This window comes from Affinundibacterium amnicola (assembly GCF_014284275.1).
GTDB lineage: Bacteria > Pseudomonadota > Gammaproteobacteria > Burkholderiales > Burkholderiaceae_D > Undibacterium > Undibacterium amnicola.
The window spans coordinates 106,073-131,211 of the sequence record NZ_JACOFU010000009.1; the positions used below are offsets into that span (position 1 = coordinate 106,073).

The 25,139-nt window shown below is 46.6% G+C and carries 26 protein-coding genes; 10 read left to right on the top strand and 16 right to left on the bottom strand.

Annotation, left to right across the window (positions count from 1 at the left end):
* Nucleotides 1-83: 83 nt before the first annotated feature.
* The 5 genes from H8K33_RS17550 to H8K33_RS17570 form a co-directional block, all read right to left on the bottom strand.
* A complete protein-coding gene (locus H8K33_RS17550; protein WP_186892368.1) occupies nucleotides 84-365 on the bottom strand; it encodes a hypothetical protein in 282 nt (93 codons plus the stop codon).
* A 589-nt stretch (nucleotides 366-954) separates the two neighbouring features.
* On the bottom strand, nucleotides 955-1,797 hold the full coding sequence (locus H8K33_RS17555; RefSeq protein WP_186892369.1) for an SDR family NAD(P)-dependent oxidoreductase: 843 nt from the start codon (nucleotides 1,795-1,797) through the stop codon (nucleotides 955-957).
* Between the two features lie 79 nt (nucleotides 1,798-1,876).
* On the bottom strand, nucleotides 1,877-2,596 hold the full coding sequence (locus tag H8K33_RS17560; protein ID WP_186892370.1) for a histidine phosphatase family protein: 720 nt from the start codon (nucleotides 2,594-2,596) through the stop codon (nucleotides 1,877-1,879).
* 8 nt (nucleotides 2,597-2,604) lie between these two features.
* The gene (locus tag H8K33_RS17565; RefSeq protein WP_186892371.1) at nucleotides 2,605-3,675 is read right to left on the bottom strand and encodes a phosphotransferase family protein; all 1,071 of its coding nucleotides are present in this window, start codon (nucleotides 3,673-3,675) and stop codon (nucleotides 2,605-2,607) included.
* A gap of 33 nt (nucleotides 3,676-3,708) precedes the next feature.
* Complete coding sequence (locus H8K33_RS17570; protein ID WP_186892372.1) at nucleotides 3,709-4,935, bottom strand: acyl-CoA dehydrogenase family protein; 1,227 nt, start codon at nucleotides 4,933-4,935, stop codon at nucleotides 3,709-3,711.
* A gap of 104 nt (nucleotides 4,936-5,039) precedes the next feature.
* Here H8K33_RS17570 and H8K33_RS17575 point away from each other — a divergent pair, with 104 nt between their 5' ends.
* The 3 genes from H8K33_RS17575 (at nucleotide 5,040) to katG (ending at nucleotide 8,670) form a co-directional block, all read left to right on the top strand.
* Complete coding sequence (locus H8K33_RS17575; protein ID WP_186892373.1) at nucleotides 5,040-5,954, top strand: LysR family transcriptional regulator; 915 nt, start codon at nucleotides 5,040-5,042, stop codon at nucleotides 5,952-5,954.
* A 60-nt stretch (nucleotides 5,955-6,014) separates the two neighbouring features.
* Nucleotides 6,015-6,227, top strand: a complete 213-nt coding sequence (locus H8K33_RS17580; RefSeq protein WP_186892374.1) for a hypothetical protein — start codon at nucleotides 6,015-6,017, stop codon at nucleotides 6,225-6,227.
* Nucleotides 6,228-6,456: 229 nt separating this feature from the next.
* The gene (gene katG, locus H8K33_RS17585; protein ID WP_186892375.1) at nucleotides 6,457-8,670 is read left to right on the top strand and encodes a catalase/peroxidase HPI; all 2,214 of its coding nucleotides are present in this window, start codon (nucleotides 6,457-6,459) and stop codon (nucleotides 8,668-8,670) included.
* Between the two features lie 205 nt (nucleotides 8,671-8,875).
* Here the strand turns inward: katG and H8K33_RS17590 are convergent, their stop codons facing one another.
* Nucleotides 8,876-9,658 carry an exopolysaccharide phosphotransferase gene (locus H8K33_RS17590; protein WP_186892376.1) on the bottom strand — a complete coding sequence of 261 codons (783 nt, stop codon included), beginning with the start codon at nucleotides 9,656-9,658 and terminating at the stop codon, nucleotides 8,876-8,878.
* Nucleotides 9,659-9,697: 39 nt separating this feature from the next.
* Nucleotides 9,698-10,213, bottom strand: coding sequence for a Stealth CR1 domain-containing protein (locus H8K33_RS17595; RefSeq protein ID WP_186892377.1), 516 nt, complete (start codon nucleotides 10,211-10,213; stop codon nucleotides 9,698-9,700).
* A 349-nt stretch (nucleotides 10,214-10,562) separates the two neighbouring features.
* Between H8K33_RS17595 and H8K33_RS17600 the strand changes: the two genes are divergently transcribed.
* Together H8K33_RS17600 and H8K33_RS17605 are read left to right on the top strand one after the other, a co-directional pair.
* Nucleotides 10,563-11,264, top strand: a complete 702-nt coding sequence (locus H8K33_RS17600) for a pirin family protein (RefSeq protein WP_186892378.1) — start codon at nucleotides 10,563-10,565, stop codon at nucleotides 11,262-11,264.
* Between the two features lie 90 nt (nucleotides 11,265-11,354).
* Nucleotides 11,355-11,765 carry a DoxX family protein gene (locus H8K33_RS17605; RefSeq protein WP_186892379.1) on the top strand — a complete coding sequence of 137 codons (411 nt, stop codon included), beginning with the start codon at nucleotides 11,355-11,357 and terminating at the stop codon, nucleotides 11,763-11,765.
* A gap of 112 nt (nucleotides 11,766-11,877) precedes the next feature.
* Here H8K33_RS17605 and H8K33_RS17610 read toward each other — a convergent pair whose 3' ends face one another.
* Together H8K33_RS17610 and H8K33_RS20020 are read right to left on the bottom strand one after the other, a co-directional pair.
* Nucleotides 11,878-12,210 carry a YnfA family protein gene (locus H8K33_RS17610; RefSeq protein ID WP_186892380.1) on the bottom strand — a complete coding sequence of 111 codons (333 nt, stop codon included), beginning with the start codon at nucleotides 12,208-12,210 and terminating at the stop codon, nucleotides 11,878-11,880.
* Between the two features lie 45 nt (nucleotides 12,211-12,255).
* Nucleotides 12,256-12,855 (bottom strand): cold shock domain-containing protein, encoded by a 600-nt coding sequence (locus H8K33_RS20020; protein ID WP_186892381.1) that lies wholly within the window; start codon nucleotides 12,853-12,855, stop codon nucleotides 12,256-12,258.
* A gap of 228 nt (nucleotides 12,856-13,083) precedes the next feature.
* On the opposite strand from H8K33_RS20020, the gene H8K33_RS17620 reads away from it, so the two are divergent.
* A complete protein-coding gene (locus H8K33_RS17620; protein WP_186892382.1) occupies nucleotides 13,084-14,028 on the top strand; it encodes a LysR substrate-binding domain-containing protein in 945 nt (314 codons plus the stop codon).
* Nucleotides 14,029-14,184: 156 nt separating this feature from the next.
* Entirely contained in the window at nucleotides 14,185-15,444 is a 1,260-nt protein-coding gene (locus H8K33_RS17625; protein WP_186892383.1) for a putative Na+/H+ antiporter, read from the top strand.
* A gap of 85 nt (nucleotides 15,445-15,529) precedes the next feature.
* Here the strand turns inward: H8K33_RS17625 and ctlX are convergent, their stop codons facing one another.
* Nucleotides 15,530-16,453: a citrulline utilization hydrolase CtlX gene (gene ctlX / locus H8K33_RS17630; RefSeq protein WP_186892384.1), complete on the bottom strand. Its 924-nt coding sequence runs from the start codon at nucleotides 16,451-16,453 to the stop codon at nucleotides 15,530-15,532.
* A gap of 493 nt (nucleotides 16,454-16,946) precedes the next feature.
* On the opposite strand from ctlX, the gene H8K33_RS17635 reads away from it, so the two are divergent.
* The gene (locus H8K33_RS17635; RefSeq protein WP_186892385.1) at nucleotides 16,947-17,369 is read left to right on the top strand and encodes an Lrp/AsnC family transcriptional regulator; all 423 of its coding nucleotides are present in this window, start codon (nucleotides 16,947-16,949) and stop codon (nucleotides 17,367-17,369) included.
* A 56-nt stretch (nucleotides 17,370-17,425) separates the two neighbouring features.
* Here H8K33_RS17635 and H8K33_RS17640 read toward each other — a convergent pair whose 3' ends face one another.
* Complete coding sequence (locus H8K33_RS17640) at nucleotides 17,426-18,019, bottom strand: UbiX family flavin prenyltransferase (protein WP_186892386.1); 594 nt, start codon at nucleotides 18,017-18,019, stop codon at nucleotides 17,426-17,428.
* 7 nt (nucleotides 18,020-18,026) lie between these two features.
* Nucleotides 18,027-18,338 (bottom strand): Grx4 family monothiol glutaredoxin, encoded by a 312-nt coding sequence (gene grxD / locus H8K33_RS17645; protein WP_186892387.1) that lies wholly within the window; start codon nucleotides 18,336-18,338, stop codon nucleotides 18,027-18,029.
* A 282-nt stretch (nucleotides 18,339-18,620) separates the two neighbouring features.
* Between grxD and H8K33_RS17650 the strand changes: the two genes are divergently transcribed.
* Both H8K33_RS17650 and H8K33_RS17655 read left to right on the top strand, forming a co-directional pair.
* Complete coding sequence (locus H8K33_RS17650; protein WP_186892388.1) at nucleotides 18,621-19,046, top strand: DUF2141 domain-containing protein; 426 nt, start codon at nucleotides 18,621-18,623, stop codon at nucleotides 19,044-19,046.
* Nucleotides 19,047-19,061: 15 nt separating this feature from the next.
* Entirely contained in the window at nucleotides 19,062-20,573 is a 1,512-nt protein-coding gene (locus H8K33_RS17655; protein WP_186892389.1) for a carotenoid oxygenase family protein, read from the top strand.
* A 100-nt stretch (nucleotides 20,574-20,673) separates the two neighbouring features.
* On the opposite strand, the gene H8K33_RS17660 is transcribed toward H8K33_RS17655, so the two are convergent.
* The 4 genes from H8K33_RS17660 to H8K33_RS17675 all read right to left on the bottom strand — a co-directional run bounded on the left by H8K33_RS17660 (nucleotide 20,674) and on the right by H8K33_RS17675 (nucleotide 24,940).
* Nucleotides 20,674-23,031 carry a Tex family protein gene (locus tag H8K33_RS17660; protein ID WP_186892390.1) on the bottom strand — a complete coding sequence of 786 codons (2,358 nt, stop codon included), beginning with the start codon at nucleotides 23,029-23,031 and terminating at the stop codon, nucleotides 20,674-20,676.
* Nucleotides 23,032-23,182: 151 nt separating this feature from the next.
* Entirely contained in the window at nucleotides 23,183-23,602 is a 420-nt protein-coding gene (locus H8K33_RS17665) for a GNAT family N-acetyltransferase (RefSeq protein ID WP_186892391.1), read from the bottom strand.
* Nucleotides 23,589-24,440 carry a peptide chain release factor N(5)-glutamine methyltransferase gene (prmC, locus tag H8K33_RS17670; RefSeq protein ID WP_186892392.1) on the bottom strand — a complete coding sequence of 284 codons (852 nt, stop codon included), beginning with the start codon at nucleotides 24,438-24,440 and terminating at the stop codon, nucleotides 23,589-23,591. Before prmC ends, H8K33_RS17665 begins: the two co-directional genes overlap by 14 nt.
* Nucleotides 24,440-24,940, bottom strand: coding sequence for a disulfide bond formation protein B (locus H8K33_RS17675; protein WP_186892393.1), 501 nt, complete (start codon nucleotides 24,938-24,940; stop codon nucleotides 24,440-24,442). Before H8K33_RS17675 ends, prmC begins: the two co-directional genes overlap by 1 nt.
* Nucleotides 24,941-25,139: the final 199 nt, after the last annotated feature.

Sequence of the window (25,139 nt, forward strand, 5' to 3'; positions counted from 1 at the left end):
TACGAGCCGCAAGCGTGATGATATTAACTACTAGGAAGAGAAACTGACGTCAGATGATTGGCAAAATCTGACGTCAAGTCGATTTACATCTGATCAGGCATGCGGAATTTTTCTCTGCGATCGCCCATTAAATTACGGATCTCTCTGATACTCAGACCTGATTCTTCATGCATACGAATCAGTAATGATGGGCCGACAGGTAAAATCTTGTGACGGATTTTGCTGATGACTGGCGGTGCTACTTCCAAAGCTCGTGAGAGCGCAGCATCGTTTTTTATGCCCAAAGTTTTGATCAGTGTATCAAGCAGATTGTTGGGATCGTATTGAAACTCTTCGGAACTAGGGATGTCGAGTATGTTAGCCATAGAATATGATGAATCCTAATTGAGTGGTTTATGTAAGAAAACTTTAACTTCTGATTCGATTTGATAATTTAAATCAATACAGCGACTATTACACTTTAGGGCAGTTGACCCAACTCACTTCGATGAACTCTCAATGTCAGATCAAATTCATTTTTGATTTGACACCTCGATAACACTAATGTATTCACCTAAAGCCGATAATTCAAGGTAAATTATTAAGTCTTTTTATCTTGGCCAAATTGACTCGGTATTTTGTGTCTATTGTGCCTAAGTGCTACTTCAAATGCGGAGCCGTTAGATCGTTTCAAGTCTCTGATGAGAACTATTGATAAAGTATGCTGGTATTTAGACATACGAGCCTGTCTATACACTATTGTAGGATAATTTGGAAAGCGCAATTGTCAAAGATTGTCTCGTGATTTTGTGCCGCAGATCAAAGCAACAGGCCACGAAGATGCCTTTGCGAGACCACTAAAGCGCCAGTTTGGCGCCTTAGTAAGATCTCACTGAAAGTGAATGAATAGCTTATTGGAAACCGTTCGAAATTTGAGTGTCGCCAGATTTTCGCTTGGTAAAGTATCAGAGGAAGTTAAATGGGTAGCAGTGTTGGTGGGCGACCTTGCAAGATATCTTCACAGCGGATGCTGACCGCTGCCTTTGTTTCTGGATGGGTCAAGATGTAGAAAGTATTCGTCTTGATTGCCGCTATCACATCATCTGCAACCTGCTGTGGCGAGATACCTGCCTCGACTGCTTTGTGAATCGCAGCACCAGTTTTTAGACTAACTTTTTCTAGTTGATCGGTTTGGATACGATCCTCGGTTTTGCGATGACGTTCTGCGTCTGTGATGCGGGTTTTTACCCAACTTGGGCATAACACGGAAACCCCAATTGTTGATTTGCGCAGACTTAAGTCGTGATGCAGACTTTCGCTCAGTGCAACGACGCCAAATTTACTCACATTGTAAGCAGCGAGTGCGGGTTCGGCGATCAGACCCGCGACCGATGCTGTGTTCACGATATGGCAGGGTTCATTACTCGCTAACATGCGTGGTATAAAAATCCGTAGCGCATGCGTGATGCCGTATAAGTTGATTCCCATAATCCATTCCCAATCTTTGGCGGTCGTTTCCCAAGCAGACTTAGCGAAGGCAACGCCAGCGTTATTGACCAATAAATGCACCTGACCAAATTGCGCATAGGCTTGGTCTGCTAAGGTTTGTATATCGCTTTCTTTAGCGACATCAGTCACGACGCCAATTACTTCTGCACCTGTTTGACGTAATTCTTGGACGGTATTGTTGAGAAGCGTATCACTGATGTCGGCAAGCACGAGCCGCATACCTTCAGCGGCAGCCGCAACTGCGATCGCTTTTCCTATGCCTTCTGCTGCGCCTGTGATGACAGCGACCTTCGCTTTGAGTTCTTGCATCTGTTGCTCCATTCTTTTCGTGCGTTTTAAGCTGATTTGGTGAATTGATCTTTGCGGCCTACTGCGCGATCGCGACGACTTAGCGGTAGGTAATTAATTCTGGACGTTGATGTATTTCCAAGTGGCTAGGACTATTTAAGTAATTCAAGCTCGTTTGAGTTCTACCGATGAATAGCTTGCTGACACCAGTGTTAATTAAGCTGGCGTTCAAGTCGAAAATACGTTGGTCAGGAATCCCCAGAACGGCTTGTATCAAAGTAGAAATCGTTCCTCCCGAGGTAAATACCCAATAGTGTTGATGGCTTTTTTCATCCACCTTAGTTTCAGTTAAGCGCATGAATGCATCACGGCAGCGAGTTTGAAATTGAACCCAGCTTTCGCTGTAGTCGTCATAATCGCCACTAGTCCAACGGCTCATTGCATCATTGAACATTAGCTGAAACGTACGTCTAGGGTGCGATTGATTGCTGAGAAATTGTTTTAGCGCACAGAAGTCGGAAAATTCAGAACAGTGTTTGAGAATGACTTCTTGGTGGTCAAATTCATCAAAGCCGCGATCGAGAATCCAGTCTTGCTCTGGAAGTTGATGCGGATCGCTACGAAATTGCTGCAAACATTGTTGCGCAGTTTGTCGATGACGAAGATTGCCGCCAATGATGATCTGATCGACTGTTTGTCCGCTTTGTTTTAACCAATCACCAAGCAGACGTGATTGCTTCTCACCAAGTGCCGAGAGTTGATCATAATCGTCGGCATCAAAGCTGGCCTGACCGTGGCGAATCAAATAAATGTGGCGCATAGCGTGATTTATAAAATTGAAGCTTTGATCAGGCGCAGACAACGTTGCTCCAGATAATTGCTGAGTTTGCCGAAGCCAGAGAAGGCGGGATTAGTGGTTTGCCCATGGAAGTAGCGGTAGTAAATCTGTTGCACGATCACCGCTAAACGGAAAAGTCCAAAGATCGCATAAAAATCAAAATTATCGACGCGGTAGCCAGTTCTTTCACCGTAATAGGTGATCACTTCTTGGCGCGTTAACATACCAGGCAAATGCGTGGGTTGACGGCGTACAGATTGAAATACCGCATCGTCATCCGCTTGCACCCAATACGCTAGCGTATTCCCCAGATCCATTAAAGGATCACCGAGCGTCGCCATTTCCCAATCGAGCACGCCGATGACTTCGGTTGGATCTGCTGGATTGAGAACCACATTATCAAAACGGAAGTCATTGTGGATTAGACAGGTAGCAAGGTCTTGCGCTGGCATTTTGTCGTGCAGCCATTGCATCACGGTTTCAAAGTCGCCGACATCGTCGGTTTTTGCCTGACGATAACGTTCGCTCCAACCGGCAACTTGGCGTGCTACGTAGCCCGCACCTTTGGCGATCGAAGCCAGTCCTGCGTGTTGATAATCGATCTGATGCAGCTCTATCATTTTGTCGATGACGTTCAGACAAAGTCGGCGCGTGTCTTCTGTATTTAGTATTAATTCTTTAGGTAAATTTTGACGGGGAATAATGCCATGCAGACGCTCCATCACATAGAAGTCGCATTCCATGATTGCAGAATCACTGCAGCTTGCAATTACCGCGGGTACATACGGATAAACTGGTTTTAACGCACTCATGATCTTTGCTTCGCGCAGCATGTCATGGGCCGATTTGGCGCGATGGCCGAACGGTGGTCGGCGTAAGATTAAATCACGCTCTGGGTAGCGCAATAAATAAGTCAGATTTGATGCTCCACCGGGGAACTGTTGTATCTCTGGCTCGCCTTGCAAACTGGGTAAATGCTGGTGAATAAAGGCGCTGATTTTTTCGCGATTGAGTTCTTCGCCAACACGTACCGCGGCAGGCGCATCCAATAAACTATTCATGGTCGAGGTCATCTTTTCTTAGTCATTCTTTGTTTAAGTGGAAATGCTGAGTCGTTTTGCTTGTTGTTTTAATTCGAGTTTGGTGATCAAGCCACGATGCACTTCATCCGGGCCGTCAGCGATACGTAGTACACGCGCATAGGCATACAAAGCGGTCAGCGGAAAATCATCGGATAGACCTGCACCGCCATGTATTTGCATAGCGGCATCGATGACCTGCGTGGCGACATTCGGTGCAATCACTTTGATCTGTGAAATTTCGCTCATCGCGCCTTTGACGCCGACGGTATCCATCATCCACGCGGCTTTTAATGTTAATAATCTTGCTTGTTCGATGGCCATGCGCGCATTAGCAATGATGTCGGCATTGCCGCCGAGCTTGGCCAATGCTTTACCAAAAGCGACCCGACTCATCGCACGTTCACATAACAGTTCTAATGCAAATTCTGCTGCGCCAATAGCACGCATGCAATGATGAATACGCCCTGGTCCCAAGCGGCCTTGGGCAATTTCAAAACCACGCCCCAAGCCACCGATGATGGAGGAGAGAGGCAGACGTACATTGGTAAAGCTGACTTCGCCATGTCCATACGGTTCATCTAGCGTATGGAATACCGGAAGCATGCGTTCAATCTTGACGCCCGGCGTATCCAAAGGAACCAGAATCATCGAGTGTTGTTGATGCTTATCCGCGTTTGTGTCGCTCAGGCCCATAAAAATTAGCACTTTGCAGTTCGGATGGCCGATGCCAGAACTCCACCATTTGCGACCATTTAACACGACTTCATCACCTTCCAACATCGCAGTTGCTTGCATATTCGTCGCATCACTGGACGCGACTCCCGGTTCTGTCATGCAAAACGCTGAACGGATTTCCCCTGCCATTAAGGGATTGAGCCAATGTTGTTTCTGTTCATCGCTGCCGTATTTGACCAGCACTTCCATATTGCCAGTGTCGGGGGCATTGCAGTTGAAGACTTCAGGTGCAATCATCGAGCGCCCTGTGATTTCCGCAAGCGGCGCATAATCAACATTCGACAAGCGTGCGCCATCTTCGGGTAAAAATAGATTCCATAACCCAGCCGCTTTCGCTTTAGCTTTCAGCTCTTTCATGATGGGAGGTTGTTGCCATTGGGTCCAGTCTGCGCCACCGCGTAATTGCGCGGCATAGGTTTTTTCAGCTGGGATGACATGCTCTTGCATGAAGGCCTGCAGACGAGCAATCAGGTTGGTGGCGTTATCGGAGTGAGCGAAGTTCATGGCGCGCTTTCAATGAGGAAATAGCAAGTGCAAGGTGTATTGCAGCATACGACCTGGCTATCAATTATTCAAATGAATGATTTGAATATGCCATAATTCATTTCATGAATATATCCCGTACCGATTTAAATTTATTTGTTGTGCTTGATGCGATTTACAGTCAAGGCAATATCACACGTGCCAGTCAGACTTTGAATCTCAGTCAGCCTGCATTAAGTCATGCCCTGGCACGTTTACGTGCGATGTTTGATGATCCTTTATTTGTGCGGCAGGGCGCATTGATGGTACCTACACCATTTACGCGTGGCATCATCACGCAGGTGCGACAGGGTTTGCAATTATTTGAGATGAGCTTACAAGCTGATCAAAGTTTTAATCCGGCGCAGACGCAACGGAGTTTTCATCTGGGTTTACGTGATGTGTTTGAGGCGACTATCTTGCCGCCTTTATTGCAGAAGATTGCCGAACAAGCGCCGGGCATCAGTATTGCCAGCGTACGGGTTGACCGGCGCGAGATTGAAACCGCACTTAGTAGCGGCAATCTTGATATGGTGCTAGAAGTACCGATACCCTTAGTGGGCAACATTCGTCAACAGAGAGTATCGCGTGATCGTCTGATTGTGTTATCGCGCAAAGGGCATTCACAGATGCCAAAGAAAAAATCGGTACCACTTGATCTCGCTAATTACTTACAGCAGCGCCACGTCTTGGTGTCATCACGTCGCCAAGGTATGGGTTTAGAAGATTTTGAGTTGAATCGCGAGGGTTTGCGCCGACAGATTAGTTTGCGTTGTCAACATTATTTCGCGGCTTGTCGTGTGGTTAGTGAAACTGATTTGTTACTAACCATGCCTGAGCAATATGCCAGCATCGCGAATGCCCAGTTTATGAATCGGATCGATCCGTTTCCTTTGGCAACTCAACCAATCGATGCGCATTTATATTGGCATGCAAGTGCCGATAATGATCCGGCCAATGCGTGGTTACGTGAACAATTACTGAATCTAATGAGTCGTTGATAATAATTGTTCAACGCTAGGGCGTGTTGACCTAATATTTGTGCATGCGAATGAGTCGAAATGGACACAGGGCTAGGCGTCAAGGCGCGCCGCAGTGCGAGCACTGTAAGCGACTTGCAACAACGCCATGTGTCCATTTCGGCCATTCCCGAAGGGTTCTTGGCAAAACGCACGATGGACAGCGTTGCATCTCTTGCTGGGGCGGCCAGCCGCAGCGGCGAGATGCGCCTTGCCATCCTGCGTTTTGCCAAGAACGCATTGCCCAAATATTAGGTCAACACGCCCTAGATGAATCTCTTATCCTCCGCTTAATGCACTACAATGGGTTGTACTAAGGTGTACGCTAGATTGTCCTTATCGCAGTCTTGTTACCCATATCGCTTGAACCAGTTCAATTTAGTTAAAATTTATCGAATGTATAAATTTAATTGAGTTGATCTATTAAAGTTTGATCTCTAGAATCGATTCCGTCGTAGTTTTGAACTAAACAAAGGAGATATCTATGTCGAACGAAGCAAAATGCCCTTTCAATCATGGTGCAGCGAAAAACTCAGTCGCTGCTGGCGCGCCGACTAATGCAAGCTGGTGGCCGAACCAATTAAAACTGAATATCCTACATCAACACTCCCCCAAATCCGATCCGATGGGAGAGAGCTTCAATTACGCGGAAGAATTTAAGTCGCTTGATTTGGATGCCTTGGTGAAAGACCTGCATGCCTTAATGACGGATTCCCAAGATTGGTGGCCAGCAGACTGGGGGCACTATGGTGGTTTGATGATACGCATGGCATGGCATGCGGCGGGGACGTATCGCGTGTCCGACGGTCGTGGTGGTGCGGGTACTGGTAATCAACGTTTCGCGCCACTCAATAGCTGGCCTGATAATGGTAACCTCGACAAAGCACGTCGCTTATTGTGGCCGATCAAACAGAAATATGGCCGCAAGATTTCTTGGGCTGATTTATTTATCTTGGCTGGCAATGTGGCGCTTGAATCGATGGGCTTTAAGACTTTCGGCTTTGCTGGTGGTCGTGAAGATATCTGGCAACCAGAGGAAGATATTTACTGGGGTTCAGAGACACAATGGTTGGCAACAAGCGACAAAGAAAATAGTCGCTACTCGGGTAACCGCGACTTGGAAAATCCATTAGCTGCTGTGCAAATGGGCTTGATTTATGTGAACCCAGAAGGTCCAGACGGCAATCCTGATCCAGTGGCATCTGGTCGCGATGTGCGTGAGACTTTTGCGCGCATGGCGATGAATGATGAAGAGACAGTTGCCTTGGTGGCAGGTGGTCATACTTTCGGTAAAGCGCACGGTGCGGGTGATCCAAGCTTAGTTGGCCCAGAGCCAGAAGGTGCTGGCATTGAAGAACAAGGTTTGGGCTGGATCAATCAATTTGCCTCAGGCAAAGGTGTGCATACTACGACTAGTGGTATCGAAGGTGCATGGAAGCCGAATCCAACCACGTGGGACAATGGTTATTTCGATATGCTGTTCGGTTATGAATGGGAATTGACTAAGAGTCCCGCTGGCGCGAAACAATGGGTCGCAAAAAACTGCAAACCTGAGCATTTAATTCCTGATGCACATGATGCTAGCAAGTCACATCCCCCGATGATGACCACCGCAGATTTGTCTTTGCGCTTTGATCCTGCATACGAAAAAATCGCGCGTCGCTTCCATCAAAACCCAGCTGAGTTTGCCGATGCATTTGCACGTGCTTGGTTCAAATTAACGCATCGTGATATGGGCCCTGCGGCACGCTATTTAGGTTCGCTGGTACCAAGTGAAACGCTGATCTGGCAAGATCCGGTTCCTGCTGTGAATCATGCTTTAGTGGATGCACAGGATATCGCCGCCTTGAAAGCAAAAGTGTTGGCGTCTGGTTTGAGTATTGCGCAATTGGTGAATACTGCATGGTCATCCGCATCGACATTCCGCGGCAGTGATAAACGGGGTGGTGCAAATGGTGCGCGTATTCGTTTATCGCCGCAGCGTGATTGGGAAGCAAATCAACCATCGGAATTAAATAAAGTCTTGGCAAAGTTGGAAGCAATTCAGCAAGAATTTAATGCAGCGCAATCAGACGGTAAGAAGATTTCTTTAGCTGACTTAATCGTATTGGCTGGTGCTGCGGCAATTGAAGCAGCAGCGAAGAAAGCAGGGCAAGAGATCGCTGTGACTTTCACGCCAGGTCGCATGGACGCATCGCAAGATCAAACGGATGTTGATTCGTTTGCGGTGTTGGAACCGGCAGCAGATGGTTTCCGTAACTATGTTCGTGCTGGATTGGAATCGCATGCAGCCGAGCTCTTAATCGACAAAGCACAATTGTTGAATTTGAGTGCGCCAGAGATGACGGTTTTAGTCGGTGGTCTGCGTGCTTTGAATGCGAATACCGGAAAAACGCCGCACGGTGTATTCACTAAACGTCCAGAAACCTTGAGCAATGATTTCTTTGTGAATTTATTGGATATGAACACCAAGTGGCAAAAATCAACAAGCGCTGCTGGTGTGTTGGAAGGTCGTGATCGTCAAAGTGGTGAAGTGAAATGGACAGGTACCGTCGTTGATTTAGTATTTGGTTCCAATTCACAATTGCGTGCCTTGGCAGAAGTGTACGCAAGCAGTGATGCTAATCAAAAATTTGTGAATGACTTTGTCGCGGCATGGAATAAAGTGATGAATGCAGATCGCTTTGACTTAGCTTAAATTTTGTATCGAGGTACTGTGAGAAAAAACGGTACCTAAAAGTCTGGATCTGGATCTGAATCTCAATTGAAGACTGAAAATCCCCGATGAAAATAATTCATCGGGGATTTTTTTATGCCGAACTACCGCATCTCATGCGCATTAGATTTTGTGTAAGGTGCCGAGCCTAGCAATAGAAAAACTTGAATACGTGATCGACATTCGATCAGACACACTCAGAATAATCGATCAGTTCAAAGCGTGAAGCGAAAGGAAGTAACTGTTCTAAACTAGCGCTGATCCGCGTTAATTGTGGATCAGCGCTATCGGCATTATCGCTGGTGTCATTGATGCAGAAAAAAGCGAGTTTTCCAAAGCTTTCAATCAATGAATTGAATTGTTGCTCTGCATCGGCATCACCACTACACACATAGCGATAATCGATCTCCTTCAAATGCGCAAGGCCGCGATGCAGCATCCAGCGTGGTACCAGATCCGGCACAATCGGTGGCCGTTGCCAGTCACGAAACACGGTTTGTCTGACTTGTTCAAATAACTCAGGTGCTTCTTTTTCTAATTCCATTAAAACATGTTTGAGCATGGGACGTGGTGCATGTGCAAAGATCCTGTGCACATGTTGGTAGGACGGGTAACGTTGTTGCAACCATTGCTTCGATAAGATGGATGCGTTGACCAATGCCGTTTCATCTTTTTGCAGTGAGTTGTAATCCGGTACTTGCGTCTGTTCTTTAAATACTGCGACACCATGTTCGCCAAACCAATCATCTGCATCAACAGGCGCGCCAAAAAACACATCGTCATTAAGATAAATAAACTTTTCAGATAGGTTTGGGATGTGGTGCAAATACGATTCAATATGCCCAGAATCGAAAACTGGTAATGCCGTCGCCGGAATGATGCTGGTGTGATCAATCAGCGTGATACCGGCAGAGCAGTTTAACCATGATGGAATTTGACCGTCGGTGACTAGGGCGTGTTGACCTAACATTTGTGCATGCGAATGAGTCGAAATGGACACAGGGCTAGGCTATCGCTGAAGGAAAGCATCTTTACAAAGATGCTTCGTTGCGTCAGCGAGCAGCATGCTGCTCGAAACCCTGACTTCACCGTCAAGGCGCGCCGCAGTGCGAGCACTGTAAGCGACTTGCAACAACGCCATGTGTCCATTTCGGCCATTCCCGAAGGGTTCTTGGCAAAACGCACGATGGACAGCGTTGCATCTCTTGCTGGGGCGGCCAGCCGCAGCGGCGAGATGCGCCTTGCCATCCTGCGTTTTGCCAAGAACGCATTGCTCAAATATTATGTCAACACGCCCTGGATAAATGTGTCCATGATCTGGGAAAAATTTTTCTAAGGCACGTAAATTAAAACGCAGTTCTTGATTGTCGCGATACCGTCCTGCCACATCACCATAGCGCGCCAGTTTTTTTCTTGCGAGGTCGTTTGAATGGCTTAATGCATGCTGACGTTTGCGTCGCCACAATGGGTCCGCGCCATCCACCCACAAATACACGATATCGATAGTATCTTTACTTTGATTCACAAATGTACGGCGTTAGAGTGGTTGGAAAATTTGCTTGGGGAGTTTTCTGCTGTGCTGCTTCCTAAGAGGCGTCACTGTACCTGAAAAAATATCAAGGGGTCGGTAATTCGATACCAAGAAAGCAGTTCAACTGGTGAAGGTGACTGTTCTTGCTTGTCGTTTTGAACCAGATTGATCGATCTCATTCGGTTTTTTAGATCGCGATAGATCATTCGAATAATTTGAACGATGTCATCAAATTCATTCAGTCAATACGAGCCTTAGTGGTCGCATAATCTCATTCATGGCATAGAGCCAAACGCGGCAAATCGAGTAAAACCGCTGCGTTCAACTAATTAAGGAGAAAATCATGCTGACATTAAGAAAATCCCAAGACCGTGGTTATGCAGATCATGGTTGGTTAAAAAGTTTCCATAGTTTTTCGTTTGCGAACTATTACGATCCTGAACATGTTGGTTGGGGCAACTTGTTGGTGATCAACGAAGATCGTATCGCTGCCGGAACTGGTTTTGGTACGCATGGACATCGTGATATGGAAATCATCAGTTATGTGCTGTCAGGTGAATTAGCGCACAAAGACAGTATGGGAAATATCAAAGGCATTCCGCCGGGCGACGTGCAACGCATGAGCGCGGGTACAGGGGTAAGACATAGTGAATTTAATCATGCTGAGGGCCAGCAAACACATTTCCTACAAATTTGGATACGCCCAAATCAAATGGATGTGGCGCCGGGTTATGAACAGAAAACTATTCCCGCAACAAAAAAACGCGGTGCATTGCGTTTGGTCGCCTCGCCTACTGGTGTCGAAGATTCCGTCTCCATGAACGCAGATGCCGCTTTGTATGCGGGCTTGTTTGATGGTGCGGAACAAGCGGAAATGACTTTGAATCCTGCGCGTAAAGCTTATGTGCATTTGATTCGTGGCGAATTGACAGTGAATGGTCAGCGCTTAATTGGCGGCGATGCTTTACGTATCGAGCATGAAGATCGTTTGCACTTGAGCCAAGGCATTGATGCCGAAGTTTTGGTATTTGATTTGGCTGCTTGAATCGCATTTAACAGAGATTCATCTGCACTCTCCATTGCAAAAAAATACGCAGAACTTTCAATTTATTTTACTTTTAAAAAAGGAATTACCATGTTTACGCAATTACAAAATCCACTCGCTTTCGCTGGCCGCTTGCTACTCGCTGCACTGTTTCTACCAGCAGGTATCGCAAAAATTACCGGCTTCGCTGGCACGGTGGGCTACATTGCCTCGGTTGGTTTGCCTGCAGCGACTTTGGCAGCCGTAGCTGCCATCTTTGTCGAAGTTGTCGGTGGAATCGCTTTGGTCCTTGGTTTAGGTACGCGCCTTGCCGCATTGGCCTTAGCATTCTTCACACTAGTTGCATCGTTCATTTTTCATGCATATTGGACTGTACCAGCTGATCAAGCTTATGTCACTGAACTCTTATTTTTTAAGAATATCGCGGTTGCTGGTGGTTTAATGGTGTTGGCAGCATGGGGAGCAGGCGGCTGGAGCGTGGACGCGCGTCGTGCTGCATAAGAAATTTTTAGATTAAAGAAATCCGAATTATGTGATCTGCGATTGTGGTGAATTATTCGGATTTTTTAATGCATGTTTTACTATTCGTTTTTGATCTGCGTTGCGAACATATTTAAGAATTTCTGGGCGCAAACATAATGATCGCCATGCCAAGCAAAGCGACACCGGCGCCAACCATATCCCATATGCTGGGTTTGATACCATCCACCAGCCAAAGCCAGATCAGCGCCACCGCAATATAGACACCACCATACGCAGCGTACACACGACCTGCCGCCGCAGGATGTAAAGATAACAGCCAAGCGAACAATGACAAACAAAGCGCTGCCGGAAGCAGTAGCCATGCAGTCTTGTGTTCTTTTAGCCAAAGATAAGGAAGATAGCAGCCAAGAATTTCAGCAATCGCGGTGAGGAAAAATAATGCAATGGTTTTTAATTCAAACATGGGGTGGATATCTTACCTTGGTGATGAGTGCTTAGATTTATCGTGCTATTCATTCGTACACCACTGTTGTTCGCATGGTTCTCCGTCATTGTTTCCATCCATTTTGGTATTGGGACAATTTTTCAAGAAAAATTTCGCTTCTGCGCAAGACGTCATCTGAGAACAGTGGGTTCGCCCATCGCAGCTAAAATTTGCTGGAGATGTGTCGAGGCTTCTGCGTAGCTCTGTTACAGGTTCTCTTGCAGTTGTTGGCGCTGGTGATGTAGAAGTTTCATTCACAGCAAAATTGTCGACTTTTGTTTGATAATATTGAAAGCCGAAAACTCCGAGAACAGCAATGATCAGTAACAAGCTTAATCTTGGGAAAGACGGAGTCTTAGATTTTGGTCTTGTTTGTCTTTCTGCATAATAAGTAAATTCTTTGCTTGCGAGATTTCCTGTATCGCGTGTTACTTTAATGGCCTGAGGTTTTCCATCTTTTCCCTGACCAAGTTCGTAAGTCAGTTTTTCACCAGTACTTGGGCGTGTTCCAGCATGAGACATTGAACTGATATGCACAAATAAATCCATGCCGCCATTTGCTTGCGTAATGAAGCCAAAACCACGGTCATCATTCCAAGATTTGAGTACACCAGAAAGCCGCATTTGCATCACCCAGATAAAAAGTAATTTAATCGGATGAAAAGATACCTGATTGCGAAAAAATAGACAAACGTAAAATGCCTGTGTACTAGAGTTATGAGTCCATCATCGATTATAGTTTATGGGAATGCCTAGGGCAGAGGCTGGATTGCTGATTGAAGCGAACTGATAAACTATGCGGCAGAATGCACTCAGTGCATCATTAACCAAATTTAGTGACGAAAGATAATAATGACTTCTGCACGTGATGTATTGACTCCAGCTTCTCTCGCGATGCTGCAAGTGATCGCCGACAATGGTAGCTTTGCGGCAGCGGCACGTAGTTTGCATATGGTGCCTAGCGCTTTAACTTATCGGGTGCGACAGATTGAAGATGCTTTAGATGTCTTGTTATTTGATCGTACTTCGCGTCAGGCGAAATTAACGCAGGCTGGTGCCGAGTTATTGCGTGAAGGTCAAAATTTGCTGGCAGAAGTAGATGCGATTGCAAATCGGGTAAAACGGGTTGCTACTGGTTGGGAACCTCAATTGACGATTGCGGTTGATAGCATCATTGATCGTAGTACGGTGATGGAATTGTGTGAGAATTTTTTTAAATTGCATCCACCAACACGTCTAAAACTACGCGGAGAAACTTTGTCAGGAACACTAGAAGCGCTCACTTCTGGGCAAGCAGATCTTGCTTTGGGTGCGGTGATGGACGGGAGTGCGAAAACAGGTTTGCAACGTGAGAAATTAGGCACTGTGTATTTTGCCTTTGCAGTCGCACCGCATCATCCTTTGGCGCGAGTTGAGCATGCCTTATCTGATCAGCTCATACGCACCCATAGAGCAGTCGCGATTGCAGATAGTGTGCAGCGTGGCACTAGTGTATCGATAGGTTTATTGCATGGGCAAGACGTGTTCACGGTCGCCGATTTGCCTTCTAAATTAGACGCACAGGTGCGAGGATTGGGTGTTGGTTTTCTACCTACATGTGTTGCGCAGTCGTATATCGATAGCGGGCGTTTGGTGGAAAAACAAGTGGAAAGAGCGCAGCAGCAGGTGCAAAGCTATTACGTCTGGCGTCAAACGAAAGCCTCGCAACAAGGCCGTGCTTTGCAATGGTGGCTAGATCAATTGCAATCACCCGTGACGCGCGCAGCCTTGCTGGGACAACGTGCACGTTTGCCCTAAGCTGGGTTTGCGATGCTTGTGCAATCCCGGATTTGATGTAACATCGTTTGTGCCATTCATGGGCGGTCGGTTACAATGTTGGTGGGTGCTCACCAATACTGGTGCAGCAGGTTGTAGCGACGGTCGGGCCGCCTCGCTTTTTTAACTACACTACCCATGCCTACTATTTCTATTGAGCTGATTGCAGCTATCCTTTTCGCTGTCGCCTTAATCCACACTTTCGCAGCGAAGCAATTTGAGCGTTTATCGCATCGTTATCCGCGTCATGCTGGTTTGTTTCATTTGCTGGGTGAAGTCGAGATTGTGTTTGGCTTTTGGGCGATCATCTTGATCTTTACCATGGCCTTTGTCAGCGGTGGTGATCAGGCGCTGGCGTATGCCGAATCGCGTCAATACACAGAACCTTTATTTGTGTTTGTGGTGATGGTGGTCGCCGCTTCGCGTCCTATTTTGCAGTTGGTGCTTGCCAGCGTCAATTTGATGACAAAAGTGATTCCGATTCGTCAGCCCTTAGTTAGCGCATGGCTTGGTTTGGCAGCCGTTCCTTTGCTTGGTTCTGCAATTACAGAACCGGCCGCGATGACGATAGCCGCTTTGATGTTGGCGCCGCAAATTTTTCGTGCCGAAGTACCTGAACGCGTGAAGTATTTTGCTTTGGGTGTTTTGTTTGTGAACATTTCGATAGGCGGCACCTTAACTTCGTTTGCCGCACCGCCAGTACTGATGGTGGCTGCGACCTGGAATTGGGATTCCGCATTCATGTTTGCGACTTTCGGCTGGAAGGCGGCAATTGCGGTACTGATTAACGCTAGTATCGCCGTGTTCGTGCTACGTCGTCATTTGCCCCACCAGAGCGCTACGGTATCGGGGCCAGCACTGGCTGGCATTCCTATCAGTTTGACTATCGTGCATCTGTTGTTTTTAGCCGGGGTTGTCATTCTGGCGCATCATCCTGTGGCTTTTCTTGGTCTTTTTTTGATGTTTTTGGGGATTACGCAAGCCTATGAACGTCATCAAAATCCTCTGATCATTAAAGAAGCTTTATTAGTCGCCTTTTTCTTGGCAGGTCTGGTGGTACTAGGTGGTTTGCAACAATGGTGGTTGCAGCCATTGGTATCGACAATGTCGCCTAAAGTACTCTTCTTTGGGGCAACTGCATTGACGGCGATTACCGATAATGCCGCCTTGACTTATCTAGGGTCTTTGATTGTTGGTATATCAGAGGAGGCCAAATACAGTCTGGTCGCAGGAGCTGTTGCTGGCGGTGGTTTGACTGTGATTGCGAATGCGCCGAACCCTGCTGGCGTTGCTTTGCTCAAGCGTGGATTTGCTGATGAATCTATTGGTGCAGGTGGCCTGTTGTTGGGGGCATTATTGCCGACCTTAGTGGCGATTCTTGCGTTGATGTATCTGTAAAATCGGGACAGTAATCGCCGATTTTCGTGGCAGGAAAGTGACGACGCACAGTTTTCCTGCCCGATATCTTTTACTTGAACATTGATCAGTTTGATCTAACAGGCAAATGAACCCCTGCCATCATGCAGCGTACCGATCCGCCTGCAAGTTCTATCGTCGGTATCGATAGCGGCAATAAATCCACGTGTTGTTCTAACTGCTGTTGTTGTCTTGCGGTGAGACATTTGAATGCGCGTTCGGACAGCGCCAATATTTTCCCGTTGTTTCCTTGTACTTCTAGCGCATTCGCTGCGAAGTTTTGAATTTGATTCGTACTAAGTTGGATGATGTCTTTTCCTGATTCTGTTAGACGCTTTATTAGCAGAGTTCGTTCGGATTCCTCGCGGATATTATCTGTGCCTATCAGCACAAATTCGGTGCCGATGCTCAGCATCACATTGGTATGATAAATCGCGATATTTTCCTTTGAATAAGAGTGAAAACAGTAGGGCTGATAATCGATTTGTGCACATAGATTTTGCAGTGGCGCCAAACAAGTGCGCGCTGCTAGCGAGGCATAGGCGATTCGCTGTGCATGGTCGAATACGATAGAGCCTGTACCTTCTAAAAATTGATCTGCTTCCTGAAAATGACGCAGATCGATGACTTGGCTGACTTGAAAATCTTGATGTAAAAAATCCAAAATATCTTGCCGCACTTCACGTTGTCGGTTGTGACAGCGCATAGGATAGATAAACACTTTGCCATCGTGATGTGTAGAAAACCAGTTATTCGGAAATACCGAATCTGGAGTGTCATTGACGCCGATGTCTTCGAATAAATGTACCAGAACGCCAGCATCGCGTAGTCGTTGCACCGCGATGCTCACTTCTAGGTAAGCTAATTTCGCCAGCGCTGTTGTGTTGAGCGTACTGTGCTGTTGGAATGCATTGTCGCGCATGGTTTCTTGATTCGAATAGAAACGATGCGGCCTGATCATGATGATGGCTGTGGGTGTTTGTGCGAGCATGGACTAGACCTTTCAAGTTATTCATTCGCCTTGATGAGAAGTCCATGATTGTCGTTTTTCTGATGATCAGAGAGAAGTTGGCAAACTGTCTGTTTTATGTCGATAGTGAGACAAAGTGCAGCCAGAATATCGCAGTTTGCTTTGCTGGGGATTGTTCTTCTTCCAGCGATATCTTAGGGTCTGTTAACATTTAAATTGGAGTGCGAATGCGGAAAAACTGGCACAGGGTTAGGCTATCGCTGAAGGAAAGCATTTTTACAAAGATGCTTCGTTGCGTCAGCGAGCAGCATCTGCTCGAAATCCTGACTTCAACGTCAAGGCGCGCCGCAGCGAATTTTAACTGCGGCACTGTAAGCGACTTGCAACAACGCCATGTGCCCGTTTTACCCATTCCCACCTTTGGGTTTGAACGCATCTCCCGATTTAAATGTTAGTAGACCCTATGCTTGAATACTTGTGATAGTTTTGCTCCACTTTGAGAAGACGAATTTTTATGGATGATATAGATCAGCAATTGTTAAGCCTGTTGCGCGAAAATGCGCGTATGCCGATTTTGAGTTTGGCAAAAAAATTGCGGCTGTCGCGCACCACAATACAAAAGCGTGTCGACAAATTAGAACAGAGCGGTGTGATTTTGGGATACAGCGTAAGAGTCAAACCGGATGCCGTACAGCATCAAATACGTGCAATGATGAATATCGCGATTGAAGGTAATAGCGCAATGGCAGTTCACCTAGCTTTGCGTACCATGCCGCAAGTCCAGAGTTTGTACACTACGAACGGCAAGTGGGATGTGATTGCTGAAATTCGTGCAGATTCTTTAGAAGTGCTCAATTTGATCTTAGGGAGAATCCGCGCTGTACCCGGCATTTCCGGCTCTGAGACCAATATTCTTTTGGGCATCTTGAAGATGTAGATTGAAGCTAAGTTGTTTCAGAATTTAAATCTATGAAGCGGGGTTCGTAAGTCGAATCAATCGGATTCTTTTAAACCTGCCCACCGTGGCGCCAGTTGATGTTCGATTTGAAATAGATCCAGCACTCTGGCTAGGCTGTGATCAACCATGTCTTCGATACTTGCCGGGCGATGATAAAAATTCGGTAGTGGCGGGAACACAATCCCCCCCATTTCTGTCACTGCCGTCATATTCCGTAAATGCGCTAGATTAAAGGGTGTTTCTCTTACCATTAAGACTAATCTACGGCGCTCTTTCAAGACCACATCAGCAGCGCGGGTAATCAAGTTGTCGGCAAAACCATGTGCCACCGCAGCCAAAGTTTTCATTGAGCATGGCGCGATAATCATGCCATCTGATTGAAATGAACCACTGGCTATCGTCGCGCCGACATCGCGTACTGAATGCACAACATCTGCCATCGCTTCAATGTCTTTGCGTTTGAGGTCGAGCTCTTGATGGATGTTCAGTACACCTGCATCGGATATCAACAGGTGACTTTGTATGCTGGGGATGTCGCGTAAGTGTTGCAATAGACGGACGCCATAAATGGCGCCAGTCGCTCCGGTAATGGCAATGATGATGCGTTTCGGTGCGACTGGATTTGACATCGCTAAATCAGCCTTTGATCAAAGCTTGTAATTCGCCGCTTTCAAACATTTCATTCATGATGTCAGAGCCACCGATGAATTCGCCATTGATATACAACTGTGGAATCGTTGGCCAGTTAGCGTAGTCTTTGATGCCTTGGCGGACAACTGGGTCTTCCAACACATTAATCGTGACCAGATTTTCTGCACCACTTGCTTTTAATATTTGAATCGCACGACCAGAAAAACCGCACTGTGGGAACTGCGCTGTGCCTTTCATAAAAAGCACAACAGGATTGGTTGTGACGGTTTCTTTGATCCAGACTTGAACGTCGCTCATGATGTTTCCTTCAATGATAAAAATCGATGGTGTGCATTATAAAGGAAACTGCGTAAAGATTTTGGCGGCAGAGGAACTAGTTAATGCGGCATGGTGTGATGCTCTTTCTATAAGATCATTTGGCTTTCACAAGGTTTATCGCTAATACGAAGCTTTTTTGCCATTTCATTCGCGCCATGTAAGCACCATTCGCGCCGCCATTGCATGTGCTAGTCGCAAATTATCCCGCCAGCAAATTCCTCCACTTAGGATGCAATCCTACTTAATCAATTGGGAGGTTTTATGAACACATTAGCATCTTTAGCAAGTTTGTCAGCACTGAGCCTGAGCTTGGTTTGTGGTGCCGCACAAGCGGGGGAATTGCACGTTGAGGTTAAAGGCTTAACTGAAATTAAGGGCGATTTGATGGTCGCTGTGTTTAATCAAAAAGGGCAATGGTTGAAACAAGCCTCCGTCAATAGAAAACTTGGTGTGACGCAAGCAGTTTTGAGTGTGCAGTTTGATAATTTACCTGAGGGTGAGTACGCTGTGTCGGTATTTCATGATCTCAATAGTAATGGCAAGCTAGACAGTAATGCGGTAGGGATGCCAACCGAACCGTACGGCTTTAGCAATAATGCCGCTGGCAACTTTGGCCCACCGTCTTTTGATGCTGCAAAAATTAAATTAGATCAATCAAAAACTGCGATCAGCATTCGCGTCAACTAGGCTAGGAGCATCGTCATGAATCGTCGTCACTTCTTCCAGTCTTTAGGTGTTGCTGCTTCTAGTTTTGCTTTACCAGCTTGGGCCACACAAACTGGTTTAACGCAAGCAGGCACATCCAATAAATTTGCGCCACTATTTCAGGCTAATCCTAAACTCACTTGTTTGCGCGGTTACCGCGGTCAAGATGTTAGTTGCGATAAAGCTTGGGTGGAAGGGAAAATTCCCGCCGATTTACGCGGTGATTTTTTTCGTAATGGGCCGGGGTTATTTGAACGCGGAGGTCAGCGTTATCATCACTGGTTTGACGGCGATGGCATGGTGCACGCATGGCGATTTAGCGATCAAGGCGTGTCGCACCAGGCGCGTTTTGTACAGACAAAAAAATTCGCGGCTGAACAACAAGCAGGCGAATTTTTGGTACCTGCTTTTGGCACGGCGATAGAACCGAAAATTCCTTTGCGTTCATCCGATACCATGAACACAGCCAACACCAATGTGATCAAGATGGATGGTCGTTTGCTGGCATTGTGGGAAGGTGGTTCTGCACACGGGATGGATGCGACTAGTCTGCAAACGCAGGGCATGGTGTCGTGGTCACCTGAATTGGCTGGCATGCCATTTTCTGCCCATCCAAAAGTGGAAGCGGACGGCACCATGTGGAACTTCGGCACGATGCTGGATAAAGTCGTGATGTATCAGTTTTCACCGCAAGGAAAACTGGTGAAGCATCATGTGATGAAATGCCCACGATCAGCAATGGTGCATGATTTTGTGGTGTCGCAAAAACACTTGATCTTTATATTTTCTCCAATCGCATTGAATATGGATTTGCTGCATTCAGGGCGCAGCATGGTGAATTCTATGGAGTGGAAAGGCAATGAATCGAGCAAGGTTCTGATTGTAGAAAAAGCAGATTTTACCAAGAGTCGTATTTTGGAGATTCCCGCATTGATGTTGTTCCACTTCGGTAATGCTTGGGAAGAAAACAATGTGATTCGACTCGATTTTGTGAAAAGCGAAGATCTGCGCAATTTCAATACTTGGATGCCAAAAATCATGCGAGGTGAAGATGTCACTTCAGAGCCATCGACACCAGCGTTTTTGACGATCGATTTGAATCGAAACAAAATTAGTATGACGGAGCGTAGCGACACCTTGGAGTTCCCTAGAGTTGATCCGCGTGTCGTCGGTCAACGCAATCAATTTCTCTATTATCCAGTCGCAGTGAATAAGGCCGACAACAACACGCTCAACGGCGTGATGCGTTTAGATCTGGAAAGTGGTAAAACAGATGGCTTTGATTTCGGTGATCGATGCCGCCTGGAAGAACATGTCTTAGTGCCTAAGGCTGGTTCACGCAAAGAAGGGGAAGCTTGGTTAGTTGGTGTGGGTTTTGACATCGAAAAACAAACCAGCTTCGCTAGCGTGTTTGATGCGCAAAATCTATCTGCAGGACCAGTCGCATTAGCCCATTTACCGTATTGGGTGCCGCATTGTTTCCATGGGAATTTCTATTCTCATGCATGAGTTGATGTTCCTGCGAAAGCAGGAACATCAGTGACCATGTTTTGATATGGCAGTTGCTGCCACTTAAAACTGACATTTGCAGTAGTGGCGACCCTTGAGTCTAGCGCTTCAACTTCGCAAAAGCCGAAGCCATCGCGCTATTCACCGGAGCAGCTTGTTGGGTATGTTGTGCCTGATTACGATGTTGATTGAGACGTTTTGCATCGTCACGATCAGCACGTTGTTCCGGCTTGCTGCCTGCTTGTGGCGCAGAATCAGTGAGACGCATGGTTAAGGCGATGCGCTTACGTTTCTCATCCACTTCTAATACTTTGACCTTCACTACTTGACCTGCTTTGACGACAGTGTGCGGGTCTTTGACGAAAGTATTTGAGAGTGCGGAAATATGAACGAGACCATCTTGATGAACACCGATATCAACGAAAGCACCGAAGGCTGCGACGTTGGTGATTACTCCTTCTAAGATCATATCAGGGCGTAAATCGCGGATTTCTTCTACGCCGTCTTTGAAGGTTGCAGTGGTAAATTCTGGACGCGGATCGCGGCCTGGTTTTTCCAATTCTTTTAAAATATCCGTGATCGTTGGGATACCAAATTTGTCATCTGCATACTTGGATGGACTGATGCTTTTCAAAACACCGCTGTCACCGATAATGGTTTTCACATCCTTCTTGATATCCGCGAGAATCTTTTCTACCAAAGGATAGGATTCAGGATGAACTGCAGAAGCATCGAGTGGATTGTCGCCATTCATGATGCGTAAGAAACCAGCCGCTTGTTCGAAAGTTTTGTCGCCTAAGCGTGGTACTGAACGCAACTCCGAGCGTGAGGTAAACATTCCTTTGGCATCGCGATAATTAACGATGCTCTGCGCCACGCTGCTGGATAAACCAGACACGCGTGCCAGTAAAGGAGCCGATGCGGTGTTGACATCAACGCCAACCGCATTCACGCAGTCTTCGACCACCGCATCGAGTGAACGTGCCAATTGAGATTGACCAACATCGTGCTGATACTGTCCCACACCGATGGATTTAGGATCAATCTTGACCAGTTCCGCTAATGGATCTTGCAAGCGACGTGCAATCGATACCGCACCGCGAATGGTAACGTCTAAATCTGGCAATTCTTTTGATGCGAATTCTGATGCGGAATACACCGATGCACCAGCTTCAGAAACGACGATCTTGGTCAGTTTTAATTCAGGTTTGAGCTTGATTAAATCTTGCGCCAATTTATCCGTTTCGCGCGAGGCAGTGCCATTGCCGATAGAAATCAAAGACACATTATGCTTTGCGGCTAATTGCGCTAACACGTGCAAAGAACCATCCCAATCATTACGCGGTTGATGTGGGTAAATTGTGGCGTGTTCCATCACCTTACCAGTGGCATCGACAATCGCGACTTTAACGCCTGTGCGCAGACCTGGATCGAGACCCATAGTAGCGCGTGGTCCGGCAGGTGCGGCTAACAACAAAGCCTTGAGATTGCGGGCAAACACATTGATCGCTTCGACTTCTGCTTGTTCGCGCAGGTTGGTCATTAATTCGGTTTCCATGTGCATAAATACTTTCACACGCCATGCCCAACGTACTGTGTCGCTTAGCCATTTATCGGCCGCGCGATTTTTACTACTGACACCGAAATGCGCGGCGATGCGACTTTCGCAAGGATTCAAAGGCGCATCCCATTTGGGTTTTTCTTCTTCTGTATCGAGACGTAAAGTGACCGTCAAAAATTCTTCACGACGACCACGGAAAATCGCCAAGGCGCGGTGCGAAGGAATGGTGCCTAAGGTCTCAGAGTACGCAAAGTAATCGCTAAACTTAGCGCCTGCGTCTTCTTTGCCGGTGACTACCGCGGTTTCGACAATGCCGTGATCCAGCAAATATTCACGTATCGATTGTAATAATGTCGCGTCTTCGGCGAAGCGTTCCATCAAAATCTGACGCGCGCCATCAAGTGCGGCTTTCACATCGGCGACGCCTGGATTATCACCAGCGGCTGTGGTGAAGGCAGGTTTCAAGTAAGCTTCTGCGACGGTTTCAGGGACTAAATTAGGATCTGCCAATAAAGCATCTGCCAGTGGTTGTAAACCTGCTTCAACCGCGATCTGTGCTTTGGTGCGGCGCTTTTGTTTGTAGGGTAAATACAAATCTTCCAGTCGCGTTTTGTCTTCTGCCAAACTGATTGCGGTCAGCAATTCTGGCGTCATTTTGTTTTGTTCTTCGATCGAAGCAATGATGGCAGCACGGCGGTCTTCTAACTCGCGCAAATAACGCAAGCGTTCTTCTAGCAAACGTAGCTGAGTGTCGTCGAGCCCACCGGTGACTTCTTTACGATAGCGTGAAATAAAAGGGACGGTAGCGCCTTCATCTAAAAGAGCGACTGCGGCGGCAATTTGTACTGGTTTAGCGGCGAGTTCTACGGCAAGGCGTTGTTCAATGGAAGGCAACATAAGGGTTTCAAAAAATTCAGGGAAGTTAAATCAAGCTCGTGATCATACGCAATCTGTGCGATTGCGCCAGTCTTGACAAGGCTTAAATCGAGTGCTGTTTTATGGCTTAAGAGTAGTAAAAAACGTATTGTGCGTCAGAAAGTGGAGGTGTTTATGTTTTTGTATAGATATCTGGGACATTAATTTCCATCATAATGTCGGGATTGGCTAATTGACGGAATCCAAATTCTTGATATAAGCCGCGTGCATTGCTGCTAGCTAGCATAAAGCGGCGCAATGCTTGCAGTTGCGGATGCGCCATGATTGCTTGCATTAACTGCAGGCTAAGACCGCGTCCTCGGTGTTCAGGCAATACAAACACATCCATCAAATAGGCAAATGTCGCATAGTCGCTGACGACACGCGCAAAGGCAATTTGTTGATCGCCTTCATAGCCGCCAAAACAAAGCGAATTGTCGATGGATCGTTCGACCACATCACGCGGGATGCCAATTGCCCACGTGCTTTGGCTTGATAAAAATAGATGAATGACATCAATCTGCAGTCTGGATTTGTCGTTACTGATGTCCATCGCCCATCCATTGCCCGCCGCTCACGCGCCAAATACCCGCTAAATCTTGCCAGCTTTGTACCTGATCAAAACCGCGTTCACTTAATAAAATTTGCACATCTTGTGATTGATGATAACCATGCTCCATCAATAGCCAAGCACCTTTAACTAAATAATTTGGTGCGTCAGCGATAATTTTTCGATAGGCGCTCAAACCATCTGCGTGATCTGTCAGCGCATTGATAGGTTCAAAACGTAAATCGCCTTGGCTTAAATGTTCGTCATCTTTGACGATGTAAGGCGGATTACTAACGATGGTGTGAAAAAGTTGCGGCGGGATATCTTGATACCAATCGCTTTCGTAAAAATTTATCGCAGAACGATGGGCTAGAAGTCTATCCGCATTGATTTTGGCAATAGCTAAAGCGGCCGTGCTGATATCACAAGCGCACACGTGTAAATCATTTCGCTGCGCGGCAATGCTAATGGCGATTGCGCCAGAGCCAGTTCCCATGTCCAACAGGTTTGCGTTTGGCGGTGTGTGTTGCAAGGCAAGTTCGACTAATAGTTCCGTGTCTGGGCGCGGAATCAATACCGCAGGGCTGACTTTGAAACTGAGGCCATAAAATTCGCGCTCGCCAAGCAGATAGGCCAAGGGTTCACCATCAAGCCGTCTTTGTACCAAACTGTTTAGTTCTACTAATTGCTCTGCGCTAAGATGACGATCACTTTGTGTGATTAATTGCACTCTGCTAAATTCACCCACATGGCATAACAACATGCGGGTTTCTAAGGCCTCTAAGGGGGATTTTTGTTGACAAGCAGCGATGTTGTCGTCAACTGAAAACCACTTATCCATTACAGCTTGTTCGCAAAAATGCTGTGTTCCTTCGGTTTGTTCACAAGCAAATAAATTGCAGCGATGGCAAACATGACAAACCAAACACAAGCCCAGGCAGGAATGGATAATCCTAAGATTGGATCATAGGGTGTTTCGCATAAACCGTTAGCTTGAAACATGGTGGGAAAGAGTTTGGCAATGAAAAAGCTATTCATTGGATCGGATAGTGGATCTGCACCGCATGAGCCCATCGGTTGCGCAATTGCCCACAGTTGATAGCCAGCGATACCGCCGCCTATCAAACTAAACAATACGCTGGCAGACATCGCAGCTCGTTTCATCTTTGGCATGATCAAGGCAACTAAAGAAGCTAAGGCAATTAAGGCGAATGCATAACGTTGCAGTACGCAATAGGGACACGGCAGCATATTCAACACCAGCTGCAAATACAGCGCAAAGCCAAGCAAACCAAGGCAGGCGAAGATGATGGCGATCAAGAGTGCTTTTGTACGATTCATGACATGTTCCAAGTGGCTTTGATAATGTTCGATGATATTCAATCAAGAGGGCGTAAGCATACTAGATTTAGCTAACTTTACGCAAAGATATGAACTAGCTTTCTTGTATAGACTCTGTATCGCTTCTCTTAGTGACTATGATGGCGCAAGAAAGTTCCCATTTGGCTAGCTAGCAGAGTTTGATGAAGCAGTCTATCAT